Origin of the sequence: Cedecea neteri NBRC 105707 = ATCC 33855 (assembly GCF_001571265.1) — a bacterium.
Taxonomy (GTDB): domain Bacteria; phylum Pseudomonadota; class Gammaproteobacteria; order Enterobacterales; family Enterobacteriaceae; genus Cedecea; species Cedecea neteri.
Genome location: NZ_BCTL01000084.1, coordinates 1 through 13088 on the forward strand (window position 1 = coordinate 1; position 13088 = coordinate 13088).

Annotated in this window: 8 protein-coding genes and 1 pseudogene; 5 read left to right on the forward strand and 4 right to left on the reverse strand. The window is 50.3% G+C overall.

Features of this window, described 5'->3' with window-relative positions; genetic code table 11:
• On the reverse strand, positions 1 to 423 hold a 423-nt coding region (locus CNE01S_RS23180), incomplete at its 3' end, for a hypothetical protein (protein ID WP_156479846.1).
• Between the two features lie 827 nt (positions 424 to 1250).
• Here CNE01S_RS23180 and CNE01S_RS26110 point away from each other — a divergent pair.
• Positions 1251 to 1559, forward strand: a pseudogene (locus tag CNE01S_RS26110) (IS66 family transposase); the annotation flags it as partial.
• A gap of 495 nt (positions 1560 to 2054) precedes the next feature.
• On the opposite strand, the gene CNE01S_RS23190 reads toward CNE01S_RS26110, so the two are convergent.
• Positions 2055 to 3317 (reverse strand): RCC1-like domain-containing protein, encoded by a 1263-nt coding sequence (locus CNE01S_RS23190; RefSeq protein WP_061278974.1) that lies wholly within the window; start codon positions 3315 to 3317, stop codon positions 2055 to 2057.
• 671 nt (positions 3318 to 3988) lie between these two features.
• On the opposite strand from CNE01S_RS23190, the gene CNE01S_RS23195 reads away from it, so the two are divergent.
• The 4 genes from CNE01S_RS23195 to CNE01S_RS23210 all read left to right on the forward strand — a co-directional run bounded on the left by CNE01S_RS23195 (position 3989) and on the right by CNE01S_RS23210 (position 11581).
• Positions 3989 to 6064 carry a hypothetical protein gene (locus CNE01S_RS23195; protein ID WP_138089310.1) on the forward strand — a complete coding sequence of 692 codons (2076 nt, stop codon included), beginning with the start codon at positions 3989 to 3991 and terminating at the stop codon, positions 6062 to 6064.
• A gap of 937 nt (positions 6065 to 7001) precedes the next feature.
• Positions 7002 to 8255 (forward strand): zinc metalloprotease, encoded by a 1254-nt coding sequence (locus CNE01S_RS23200; protein WP_061278976.1) that lies wholly within the window; start codon positions 7002 to 7004, stop codon positions 8253 to 8255.
• 1224 nt (positions 8256 to 9479) lie between these two features.
• Positions 9480 to 10556, forward strand: a complete 1077-nt coding sequence (gene fic / locus CNE01S_RS23205; protein ID WP_061278977.1) for a protein adenylyltransferase Fic — start codon at positions 9480 to 9482, stop codon at positions 10554 to 10556.
• A 344-nt stretch (positions 10557 to 10900) separates the two neighbouring features.
• Positions 10901 to 11581 carry a hypothetical protein gene (locus CNE01S_RS23210; protein WP_061278978.1) on the forward strand — a complete coding sequence of 227 codons (681 nt, stop codon included), beginning with the start codon at positions 10901 to 10903 and terminating at the stop codon, positions 11579 to 11581.
• Between the two features lie 273 nt (positions 11582 to 11854).
• Here CNE01S_RS23210 and CNE01S_RS23215 read toward each other — a convergent pair whose 3' ends face one another.
• Both CNE01S_RS23215 and CNE01S_RS25525 read right to left on the reverse strand, forming a co-directional pair.
• Positions 11855 to 12559 carry an NAD(P)-dependent oxidoreductase gene (locus CNE01S_RS23215; RefSeq protein WP_061278979.1) on the reverse strand — a complete coding sequence of 235 codons (705 nt, stop codon included), beginning with the start codon at positions 12557 to 12559 and terminating at the stop codon, positions 11855 to 11857.
• A 298-nt stretch (positions 12560 to 12857) separates the two neighbouring features.
• A partial coding sequence (locus tag CNE01S_RS25525) for an MDR/zinc-dependent alcohol dehydrogenase-like family protein (protein WP_218009457.1) occupies positions 12858 to 13088 on the reverse strand: 231 nt, incomplete at its 5' end.

A 13088-nucleotide genomic window follows, 5' to 3' on the forward strand; every position in this document is an offset into this window, starting at 1 on the left:
TTTGCCGTTGGCCATGACCGGCGTCATTGCCCAGAACTGCTGATTTTTCCCATCGTCAGGCCGGGTATAGATAATCTCCGGCGTTGTGCCGGATACGCGATACACCACGCCATGAGCCGAATCGCATACCCAAATTTTGCCTGTCTCGTCAACACTCAGGCCCGTAATCTTTGGGGCGGGAACATTGTGAGCTGGCGTGACTCCTGCAGGGTAAGGCAATGCGATGGCGGCGCCACCCGTCCATTTGTCACCGGCAAACGTGAAGGGGCAAAGATGAGTAATCTGGCCTTTTGGGACATTGGTTTCCCCCGCCCACAGTTTGTCCCCTGCCGCAGACATAACCAGTTTCTCAAACGCGGTCGCGGGAGGCATCCCGACGCCGGGAATAGACGTGAGTGTCGTCGTAATTTTAAGATCCGTCATTGATTATACTCCTCAGTATAAATAGTATCTTCATTCAGTGAATGAATTTGGGTTGTATTCAGGTGGGCACTGTGCCCTTTATTTCGTTTTAAACGTGTCACAGGGTGAATATCTCTCGCGGACCATCCTTCTGTTGCCGTTCTCTGCGGCTAAGAAAGAACTACCCTTCCTTATATACCGGCCTTAGGGGCAGCAACTGCAGGCGTATATTGCCGGAAACAGCGTTATGAAAAGATTTGCCGGATAACAATAAATGCCTTGAAGAGGCTTGGGCGAGTGTAGTGAAAGCTGCACACGCCATTCTTAACAGAAAGCAGTCAGCCAACTGGCTGTGCTTATTCAACTAAACTGCGAGGCAATATCTACTGCAGATGGGGCCCGTACTCTGTCGCTACCGCCACCGACACTCTCCGGATCATTACCTCTGTGAACACCACCCAACCAGCTGCCACCAAATCCTGCCAGTGCGATAAACTAAAACAAGGGTTAAAGGATTAAATCGGTGTCTGTTGTCGAGAGGGAATAATATGTCATTATCTAAGTTATAAACTATTCTGAAATTTTGAAATATTTATCATTTCATGATGATAGCAATATTTAAAAGTCTGCCTTGGGGGCGATCAGGGCAAAGTGAAATATTGTTCAACAGACTTGGTAGTTAAAAAAACAAGCCTGTCGTTAAAAAAATGCTATACGCATTGACTCAGTATTTTTGTTACCGAGAGCGAAACGGTTGCTTCACCAGAATTGTTACTTTGATTGCTTCATCAACAGGCTGTCGAAGGCAGGTATATGGGCTATGAAATGTTGCCAATGGATACCTGCCGGCGAAAGCCATGGACCATTTTCCGCTGCACCGCCAGCAGAAAATAAATGCCCTGGAGGGCAGTGGTACTGTCGGAGAGCACGCTGGCGGGCTGGCTCGGACAAACTGCCGCCGTGCTGTTACCGCGGGCAAACGCCCTGAAACGTGGCCGGCCTTGCCAGCCGACGCTGTAGGGGCGGGGCACACAGAAAGGAAAAGCGAAAAGGTATTGTGGGTCTACGTCAGTGCGGCAGGCAGTGAACGGGATATCGTGATGAACGATTGCTGCTCGGGCCGTGTCAGGGAATACGCCCGTGCAATGCTGAAAGGGGGGCGGGCACCCTGGTGGTGAACATGGTCGCCCGACGGTCTCAGGTTTTGATAGGCTTTTGCATCGTCTTCCCTTGTCATAAAAACCATGGCCACGCGCAGAAAACCGCGCAAGTGCAAACCCTCCTGACAATCTACGTTCTTCGGCAACCTGCGTTATGTGGTTTCCATGCCCGGTGGCCTCTCGGCCACGGGCATGACTGACAGTTGGCGTGGGCCAGCAATTGGGCGACAAAGGATACAGCAATACAAACGCAATGCTGGGCATCAAATACGGCTTCTGATACCCAGCACCTGGCATACAGGCAAAAGATGCTGCTGTGCAATTAGTGACACCGAGAAATAACTTTTTGCTGGAGCTTTTACCTGTAAATGCTCCAGCACAGTGCAAAGCGGAAACTAACGCAACAGTATCCGGATACATACCCTGCCTCAAACACCAAGAGGCATAATTACCGCAGATACGTCACGCTATACTGGTAACTGTTACCCAAAGCTATGCAAACACAAGCGTGCTCCAGTAGCCGACCTGCACCGCTTTTATTTTATCGCTGAAGGGAACATGCTGAGGTTGTCTGAGAAGTTTATCCTCTTCCCCCGTTCCCAGTCCGAGATTTCCGTACACACTATGCCCCCAGGCATAAAGCTTGCCGTCATCGGTAACAGCGGCGCTGTGATACAGCTCGGTTGCAATATCCAGACAAGGTTTATCCAGAACATTAATTTTGACTGGCTTATATATGTTATTAATATTCGGCTGAGCCAGGCAATATCTTTCATTATATCCCCAGCCCCAGATATTTCCCTTATCATCAAGCGCCATGCCGTGGTGCCCCCCCAGTACAACTTTTCTGATAACGGGGGAGGGGCCATTAAACTCAAGCTTATGCGGTGGACTGTACGTCTGGGTATTCTCTCCGTTACCTAAACATCCCAGCCAGGCGCACCCCCAGATATAAACCTCATTATTTTCATTAACAGCTGCGCCCATATATTTATTCTGAGTAACAGAGAGCCATTTCTGTTCAGACAGGACCCCGTCAGCAACGACGGTCATATTATTAACAGCCGGGTATCCGTTTTCAGTAGAAAGGTGAACATTACAGTTACTGTCTGACCAACCACAACGGTAAAGCTTCCCATCCTCTTTCCCGATAGCAAAGAGCGTAAATCCCCGATAACCTTCCTGGTACACATTGCTGACGGAAATATATTTATATTTCCCGTTACCTATCCTTTTAAACTCAAAAGTGTTTCTGTCACCCAAATCATCCCCAAGACAATGATTAGCATGATTCCCGGCACCATAGATGTAGCCGTCTGAATCCAGCGCAGCAGAATAATAAAATGCCGTTGAGGCCTGGACAATATTTTGGGGATGTGAGTTACTCCCTTCAAAAACGCACAACTGAGGCGTAACTGTCGTCGAAGAGTTTCCAGTGCCCAGGGTTCCTGAATCATTAAAGCCAAATCCCCAGAGTTGACCGTTGTCGCTGATAGCAAGGTGTGAGCACCCCCCGCGTGAAACGGAGCGCCATTTAGCTGAATTGCTCAGTTTCAGTTGTGTAAGGTTGTAGAGATAGTTTCTGTTAGCTAACTGGTAGTGGTCATTCGCACCTGTAGTATAAATGCTATATGACTCCGCGTCTGCGCTGGTTTTTTCATTACTGGCAGGAACGGTGTCTGCCGTCGTGCTACGATCAGCATGCCCGCCCAGCGCTTCAGCACGTGGTTCGTTAAAACGGGTATTATTAATCATATCAATATCCATAATAATTACATTAAAATAAATAGCTCTGATTTTATCCACATAATCAGAAATAAACCAGCGTTATCTAAAAATAAGCCTAATGAGATAAAGTTGTCTGCGTGTATCTTATATTTCACCATAAAAGCACATTCCGTAATGAAAATAATACTTAAAATATATTGAAAATAATGTAAAAAACAATCTGACAGGAAGATTGTTTTAGGGGTGGCCACACATATACACCAAAATAAGCAAGTACTGGATCCATCAAATAATGACGTGCTGCCCTAAAGCCAGCGGACCAGCGTTACCATAGTTAGGTTTGTCATATACATGCCATTGATAGTTGTACCCTTCACCGCGAAATAACCGCACGGTGGTCATGTACTCCCCTGCCGGTCACCTGAGACCGAACCAGGAGTCCGGTGTTCTGATCCCGTGTATCCAGTATCTGGCAGATAAACAGATATCATCTATCGGTAGCTCCCCGGCTGCGCTCTATAGATTACTCCCCCTCAGGTATAATTATATATATTGTGAAAATTTCTCCTTATTATATTTCAGTTATAAATATTAATCTGTGTGTCAGTTTATCTAATATTTAAGGTCAGGATTAGATGCATTTTTTTTATAAACTTTCACCATCGCTGGTGACGTCAGGGATAGTTCTGGCTGGTAGTATGCTGGCGACTTCAGCTTACGCTGACGGCGCTGCTGTTGCGACTAAACTGAATGACCAGTGGTTATCTTCTGCAGATAAATGCACTAACAGCAGTGGCGATCTGGTATCTGCATTGGCCTGCAGCGGAGTATTAGTGAAGCCGCTGCCGAATACCAATGCAGAAAACGCAATGGCGGCAGGCAGTGCATTGTATTTACGCAAAGATCTGAAGCATCCAGGTGATATTACAGGAATAATTCTGCCTGGAAATCACGCCCTGAATGCCGATGAAAAGGGGCTGTCAGCAGCCTGTGTTCGACCACTGTTGGTGGATAACCACGTTGTCCGGGATGCCTTCGGATGCGGTAAGGAAACCACAACCCCGAAAAACAATGATGACACTGACGTGTCTACCTGCAATCAGCAAGGATACCCGGAAGCAATAGGGTGGAAATGGAACGGGGAATGCTCGCTCAGCGTTCTTATTTATCAGGAGTTCAGCAGAGCGATGAAGCTGAATCAGGATAACAGCATAAACAAGGCCAGCCTCCCCATGCAGGTCTGGTACCGTCACTGGCCAGACACTATGGCAAAAGCGATGCCTCAGGCACTGGTTTACACCGCAGGGAAAGAGGAAGAGCTTAAGGCCCGCCAGAGGGACAGAGCCCGACTGTACAGCGATGGCTCCGACGTACCGATTTTGAAATATACTCCCGAAAATGCCTCTCCATTCAGTTACAGTGTAACGGATGATGAGATTCCCACGGAAAAGTCGGTGCAGGAAAAACTGAACAAACTTTTTGAGGATAAACATAGCGTCAGGTTTACCGTCATTGCACCATCCTATACCGCAAACAATAAAGTCCTGTCGTTTCTTGCCACCGGGACGGATGGCACAATACCCAAAGGCCCCGTGTCTTATCCTTACTCATATGACTCTCTGGCTTTTGATAAAAATAATCATGTGTTTACCAGCATGGGGATGGCGTTCCGCAATATGAGCAGTAATGCCCCAATGTACGGTTTTATTCTCGATACTGATGGAAAACCAGCAGCCAGCGTTTACGGGCCGAAAGACTCCGATTTTGCCCGACGATCTGCTATTGCCCTCGCACAGGCGTATAATACCCGGACTGACAGCATGCTTCCTGTCGCCGGAATGAATGCCCAGAACACAGGCAACTCCTCTTCACAGGTTATTCAGACAGGAGTATCACCTTTTGAAGTCATACGAGTAGGTGGCGAAGCTGACATTAAGAAAGACCCGACCTCGCTGTATTCACAGGTGCAGGAGGTAACCAGCCGGTATAATGACACCCGAGCTTCCTGTAAGGATAATAGTCCTGCATGGCAATGCTCTGGGTTAATCGCCCGTGCTACAGGAGCAGGCCACCCATTTACCCAGACTGAGGATGTGGTTAAGAACCGGGGGGTTGCATCCTATTTCTTCCTGCGGGCGGACACACTAACCAACAACTCGTACGCTAACCAGCAGGGAATTATTCTGAAAGTGCCTGACAGTGCATCAATCGACTCATCTGCCGGCAAACAACTGCTCGCCGTTCTGAAAGACAGAGTAAAATGTATTTATCCCCACGATGCTCAGACCGATCACAATTTTGGCATTGTGAATGATTTTCAGTGCCATAAAAATAATACCAGACCAGGTGATATAACTTCGGATTATAAAGACTACAGCGATTGCTCCTCTGAACTGGGGTTACTGGCAGATACTAAAGATATCGATCAGTGGACAGATAAATGGCACGCGAAGAAATATACCTGGAGTTACAACCAGTGTGCTTTCAGCACTCAGCATGCGGTTCAGTTTTATGCTGCTATCTGGTTAACCGGTGAACATGTCGGGGATTATACCTGGAATGAGATGATCCTCGCCCCATCATCGCATGCTGATGATATTCCGGATCTCGATGCTGCATGGTACAGCTATGGCAACCCTGGTGCTCAGAAAGATGCGAAAACTATTGCCCAAAAATACCATGACGACCTGCACCGAAGCAAAATACCGACCATTGCCTGGGATTATCAGCACAGCGCTATCCTGTTTGATTTAAACGCACAAACTCAGCCATAGCTGCATCAGATATTCCGGAGGATTTCCCGGAATATCTTCCATTTGGCTGACATAAAATTTTATGTCAGCCAAATGCCAGTTAGCTTGAGAGAGTCGGCAGCGCGTTACGGACGAGGAGTCGTCCTGCTACCTGAATGTACTCTGGGGTCTTCATACGAGCAGGCGAATATCAGTTTATGTGACACTGTCACTTAATTTTATCTCCCAGGGATGCAAATCACTGTACCCCACACAGTACGGGGTAGTAAGCGGGAACGGTCCAAAATTTTGTCACGCCTGTCATTTTCTGCCTTGCGATGAAAAATTTTAATATTCAACGATTTGCTCCCAGGTTTCTGTTTCTGCGAGCCGTTTTTCTACCGAATGAAAATCAGTATGGCTCAGAACAACCTCGTTCCACTCACAAGGCGATTCCAGTACATATCCGTAAGGTATCCGACGGGCTGATGAGTTAGCAGCCCGGGCTGGAGCCCATTTAAAAGTTTTGATGCATGCACCTTTTGGCAGCGTGGATAAAATAATTTTGCAGGGGGGAAGAGGTGATTAATGAAAACTTTCAGATAATTACCGGCTTCGCTGGGTCACTGTGCCCTTTACCCGCCGCGTCCTGTTCAGTCCCGGCTGGCACCTCTATGCCTCAGGCGACATCTGTCACATTCTGGCTATTGTGAATATTTTTTATTTCGTCCAATCAGTGCGTTGTGCGAATTTTATCTGCCCCCCCGCAACAACAGTGAGAGATATAGAACACATGACTCACAGGTTTTAACGGAATGTGCCCGGACCCAGTCAGTGGATATTCTCTTCCTGGCAATGGTTGCCGGACGTATGACCCGCTGCATAGAGTATTGACGAACAGGTGCTGTATCTGACCTTACATAGCGTTGCCGCGACGATGGATAACCACTGTCGCGCGATTAACACAGGACTAATAACCATGACCGTTACACCGCTTTTCATCCGTAACCATCCCCTGTCCGGGACAGAACAGTTTCAGATAGACTCCAACCTGCTTTCTCAGTTATTGCCCGCATCCCCGGAAGGGGCGAAGACCCGTCTGTTTCATTTGCCTCTTCCGGACGGGGCGGTTATTTCATTGCACACAGAATATGCAGAAACCACAGTCGACGGCTATGCCTTGTATGGTGTCCAGCCTGATAACCGGGCGATTTATGCTTTCATAGGCGTAACAGGAGACAGCACGGTTGGTTTTCACCTTGCAGGCTCTGTATATCTGGAAGAACAGAACTACATTATTGAGCCCGCCGGTGCCGGTCAGGTGACAATAAGTCCTGCGCCACCACTGACTGAGCTGTTTCATCTCCACGCAGGGGAAATACGTACCCCTGTCGCCACTTCAACTGACGGGCTGCCGTTGCTCCAGCCAGTCGGGGAAGATAATACATCACCGGCAGAAATTGCCATTCTCGCCCTGTATCCTGCAGCCCTCGAAACAGCCATTGCAGGCGGCGTGGCTGGTATCACTGCTGTGGTCAATAAAATGCAGATAGCCCTCAACATCGCGTTCCGTAATACGGGTATTGCGGCACAGGGTAAAATCACGGTTGATAAACTGGACGTGCTGAAACAAACAGAAGTCACAGCGCTGCTGAAAGAGGTGGTGATTTTCGACTGGAGCAAAAATGCCTTCGTTCGGGGACCCGCCTGGCAGGCGGTATCTGAATTGCGTGACGCCCGAAAGGCTGATGTGGTTGCTTTACTTGCCCCCACCCTCGGGGACGATATGTTTTACGGGCTCACCAGCTGTATTCCGCAGCCGGCGAGTGCCAGCCACTCTGAGCTTGATTATGCCACGATGAGTGTGTGTGCAAAACTAGGAGGTGCTGATATGGTTTTTGCACATGAGTTCGGACACTTGCTGGGAGGGCTGCATTCACGTCACATGCAAAAAAAGGGGCTGGGTAATCCACAATATGATTTTGCGCGCGGGTATATATCAAAAGATGGCTCGTGGGGAACCCTGATGGCAAACGGAGAAACAGGCACAACAATACCCGCCTGGTCTGCAACTGACCGACAGTGGAAAGGAGAGACTACGGGTGTTCCTGCGGGGCAGCCTGATGCGGCCGACTGTGCCAGCCTGTTCCGTCTCAGCGTCCATCAGGTGTCCCGTTATCGCAGCCATACAGCTCCGGTTATTCCGGGCAACCGTAGCGGTGACACTGGCTGACATACCTTGCTGGGCTCTGTCGCATTAACCTCAGCAGGTTACCCGAAAGCCGGGCGGGTGGTTTTTTACGCTACACGCGTCTTTCATCAGGGTCCGAATCGAGAAAGCCGCCGGCTGAATATCCCCCGTACAGTGTATTACTGGTACGGGGGCTTCGTGGCAAAGAGAATGGCCACGATGCTGGGCTACTTCATCTGCCTGCTGAAGGGCGTCTGGCTTAACTGGCGAAAATAGCAGGGCCAGTGGGGAAGCCTGGATGTTGCACGGTTTTCGCAGTATCTGTCGATGGTGGTCCATTAGCAGGAGTCCCTCAGACCTTACCGGCAGCGTTGGTGCAGGGGCAGGTCTTCCTCGCCTGTTGCTTTCAGGCTGTAGAGCACATCGCTGAGCTAGAACATTCAACGGGGAGAGGCTGGAACTCAAGACAGACTGGCTGAGCGGTTTAGTTACATCATTCATTGGACAGGAAAGGGGATACACACCTCAGCTTTTGTGGCCATCTGGAGCAAAAGATACCTCCCGTCGCACGCGACGGGCCCCGGATCGGGGACAGCTGTCGCCGTGTCTTCCCCCTTACCCCTGCTAAACCGCCGCGCCCCGGCCCTCCGGGCCGGAACAGCATCGCTTTTAATAATGGATGTTGTAACTAGAATTCTGTGTTGCTTTGCGCAGAGTCGCAGCTAATCCGAGTGACACACTCGTAAGCGGCCTACGGCTCGCTAACGCGGAGATACGCCACGACGGCGGCAAAGCCTTGTCGTGACCACTCCGATCGCGCACAAAGTACTCATCATCGCTTTAGGACCGTAATGTCTAACAGGGAAGGGGGCGGGTCTGCGTGATATGTAGCATCTGAGGCGGCTACGCCGCGCTACCGGCGCCGTTTGGCATCTGGGCCGCAGGTAACTCCACTTGGTGCCTGCATACACCTGATGACACTTTCATCACGGTGCTCGCTCTTTCAGAGCCCATTAAGATAAGCCTGTACTTCGCAACATCAAACAGGCACTGCACAGGACGCTGAAAGAGATCACAATAATTTCATTTGGTATAATATGTCGATAAAATGCATTTTCTTAAACATATAGTCAGGACATGTTTATAGCATCGACATGATTTGCCCATTTGTCGATAAAATACGTTTTTTTAAACTTATGGACTAGATATGTTTATGACATCGACATATTATGAGGATATGTCGATAAAATCTGATTTTGTAAACATATGAGCTGGAATCCAGAAACCCCATACAACGAGCTGCCGACACTTCCACCTGGCCTGGAGCGAATTGAAACTCGCAGTGTACTCAAAGCGTGTATAACTGCTCGTACTGCGCTCGCTGAACTGAAAACAGCCGGGGAACTGATTCCTGATCAGGGCTTACTGATCAACATCTTGCCGATGCTGGAAGCAAAAGACTCTTCACGCATTGAGAACATAGTGACAACCAGTGATCAGCTTTTCCAGTTTGCCGACCGCGCAGATGATGCAGATCCTGCCACCAAAGAAGCGCTTCGCTATCGTACCGCGCTATATGACGGTTTTACGCATCTGGAAACCTATCCTCTTTGCACAAACACCGCTATAGCAATTTGCACGAAACTTCGCGCAGTGCAAACTGACATTAGGAAGACGCCGGGTACGGTGTTGCGTGATCAGAATCACAAAGTGGTATATACCCCCCCGGTGGGTGAAGACGCTATTCGTAATTTACTGGCTAATTGGGAGCGTTTTCTGCACGAAGAGGACGATTTAGACCCACTTGTAAAGATGGCTATTACGCACTATCAGTTTGAGTCCATCCATCCGTTTCCAGATGGAAATGGGCGCACAGGCCGCATTTTGAACATCCTATTCCTTCTCCAGAAAGAATTGCTGTCCCTACCGATACTGTACTTGTCTCGCTTCATCCTAGAACGACGTGGTGATTACTACACGCTACTGCGTAAGGTGACGGAAGAGGGTGACTGGGAATCATGGATATTGTTTATGCTTGAAGCCATAGCTAACACGTCACGCTGGACAACAGACAAGATTGCTATAGTCCGGTCATTGATGGCTGAAACAGTGGAGTATGTGCGCGAGAAGCTGCCGAAAATCTACACTTATGAACTTATCCAGGCGCTTTTTGCACAGCCATATTGCCGGATCGAGAACCTCGTTGAACGGGGCGTGGCCAAACGCCAGACAGCATCTATCTATCTAAAACAGCTGGTAGAAATTGGCGTACTGGAAGAAAAGAGTTCAGGGCGTGAAAAGCTGTACATAAACACCCGACTGCTGAAAGAGCTGAATCAGTAACGTGGATTTAGGCTACCAGGAATTAACATGCACCCATTGTAATATTGCAGCTGATTCTTAGTAAATCGGATTTATAATAGCCCTAAACTTCACCGGCAGGAGCTGGTCATTTCAAAACCACCCCTGGTTTATCGGAAACCAGCGCCTTCCGGCAATGGTCAGTCTAACGGTCAAAATGAAAAACAAAGCCGGCAGCTATAGAGTTCACGAAAGCACCATGAAGCTGAAGAGCTGCTGCACGTCACACATAACGTGGCTGAAACGGAGTTGTGGTAACTGAACAAGATATTCGGCCAATTATGTGTCATTGTTGACGGAACGGGTTCTCTGATTGAGGAAAGACAATGGCGGCAGGACCACTAAAAGAGCCGATGAATATCTGGGCGTTTTTGTCACAGGGATGGCCCTATATCGGGGCGCTCTCAGTGGTTTGCCTGACACATGTGCTGGCCAGACATCGTGAAAAATGGGCGATTCAAGAAAAAATACATCTTGAGCAGAAGAAAACTGACAGGGAGCAGGCTGAAGAACTGTGTTTTATCGGGTCGCAGCTGATATTTATGCTTGAATCCTTTGCTGTCAGTTGCGCTGATGTAGCTATTGATAAAGGAAAAAAAGAAGAGAGCGATGATCGGAGAGCTCAGGTTGTGATTATTCCCGGAACCGAGATCCCTGAAATCAGTTTGACCAGAGTGGAGGGGAACTGGCGCGTACTACGGGCATGGGATATGTTCCGGATCATGGCGCTTCCCGGGATGCTTCTTGATGCCCGTACCCATATAGTTAATCGCTCAGAACATCTTTCCTGGGGGGCTGACAGCGCTGAGCTGCTTCGCATCCGGGCGTATTATTCTACCCTGCTGGGCCTTCGGGCATCTTCTCTGGCAAGGCAACTCCGAAAGCAGTGTGGTTTTCCGCCATCTTCTCTTTCAGAGGGGCGACATTCGGCAACTCTGGTGCTGCTCAAAGAGCGTAAACGCCAGGTAAAGCAGGGATTGTCTGAACGGACCGAACCCGCCATGTAATACGGATTCATGTTTACGCCAGAAAAGGAAGGCACAATCCGGGACGCCGCGGAACCACGGCCACACCTTGACGGACCGATGCGAAAAATACAAAAACCGGAACCGGAGGCGTGCTGACGAACGCGGCGATGTGACGGGGATGCCGGAAGGCGCGGAGGAATGGGCGGGCGATATACCGTTCCGGGGTATGTCGCCGTATTATGTTCCGGGCGGGTCAGTGGCCTGCAGAGCAGGGGCGTTTTTGTGCGGCGCGGGTGGTCAGTGGAGGGGGATTCATTTTCCCCGGGTATAGAAGGCCTGAATCGCTTTACCTGCCACGTTTTCCCGGTACTCTCCGTGGGCCAGGTTGATCATGAATAGACCGATGTCATCGAAAGTGACCTCACCCAGCGGGAGGTTACTCACCGGTTCGATCCGGCCCTTGCTGGCCGCGTCAACGGGAGGCCCCATACGAATGAGGGTGAACCGCAGCCCGCAGTCCCGGCCGTTGCCGGTGGTCAGATATTCGGTCACGGCCTGATTATCGCGAAAGGCGGCCTGATAACCCGACAACGGCATGACTGCCGCGCGCATCAGTCTGAAGTACCAGGGCAGGGGATCGCTGGCAGGTGCAAAGAACAAACCCGACAGATAGATAACAAAGCAGGCGCTCAGTCGATGGGTTTCCGTGAGTGCCGTGACGATCGCCCGGATGACAATCACGTTCAGGGGCCCGGGCCGGCTTTTACGTGGATGGTCAGAACAGACAACAATCGCGTCCGGAGAGACATTTTTTACCGCGTCAGCAACCGCGGCCGGGTCGGTCAGATCGCCGACAATGACGTTCACTCTCGCTTTGATGTCTGCCGGTAATTTATCGGGGTTCCTGACGAATACATACACCTCATCGTGGGCATCGAGGGCGTGACGCACGGCATAACCTCCCGCCTTGCCGGTGGCGCCCAGAATAAGCAGCGTGGATGCTGAGGGGGCTGACATAGGATCGTTCTCCTGTTCGGGATCCGGCGAGTCACCAGACGGGGTCGGTGATGTGGCAGGGCACAGGCTCGTCCCCGGCAGAACCGGGCGACGCCCTTACCGGAGAGGTCTACAGGGGCTGTCCGGAAAAGGAAAAAATCGTCCCCGGCGTCCGTCTTTCGCTGCCTTCAGGTGGGGGGGCGCCGCCATACGCCGCCCGCAGACGGGGTATGGCGGGCAAAGCGCGTCATCCGACACGACGCTGCCTGTCACGGCGATAATGACCGGCTCCTGATCAGGTCACCGGGGAGGATGTTTCTCAGTGATCCAGCGTGAAAACCGCCTTGCCGCGCATCTGACCGGCCTGTATCTGTTGTAATACGGCATCCGTTGTTGACCAGTCGGCCAACTGGATATCCACGCGCAGCCGACCGTCAGCAACCAGCCCGATCAGCTCCGCGAGATCATCCTTATCGTCAGCCTCCGACAATTCATTGTACACAAAATGCCGCAGCGTCATGCCTTCATGCCCGCCGAGCTGGCTGAAGAA

Bases quoted from the DNA above. Each gene is read 5' to 3' on its own strand.
- CNE01S_RS23190 (WP_061278974.1), bottom strand. From the start codon at position 3,317: ATGATTAATAATACCCGTTTTAACGAACCACGTGCTGAAGCGCTGGGC.
- CNE01S_RS23195 (WP_138089310.1), top strand. From the start codon at position 3,989: ATGCTGGCGACTTCAGCTTACGCTGACGGCGCTGCTGTTGCGACTAAA.
- CNE01S_RS23200 (WP_061278976.1), top strand. From the start codon at position 7,002: ATGACCGTTACACCGCTTTTCATCCGTAACCATCCCCTGTCCGGGACA.
- fic (WP_061278977.1), top strand. From the start codon at position 9,480: ATGAGCTGGAATCCAGAAACCCCATACAACGAGCTGCCGACACTTCCA.
- CNE01S_RS23210 (WP_061278978.1), top strand. From the start codon at position 10,901: ATGGCGGCAGGACCACTAAAAGAGCCGATGAATATCTGGGCGTTTTTG.
- CNE01S_RS23215 (WP_061278979.1), bottom strand. From the start codon at position 12,559: ATGTCAGCCCCCTCAGCATCCACGCTGCTTATTCTGGGCGCCACCGGC.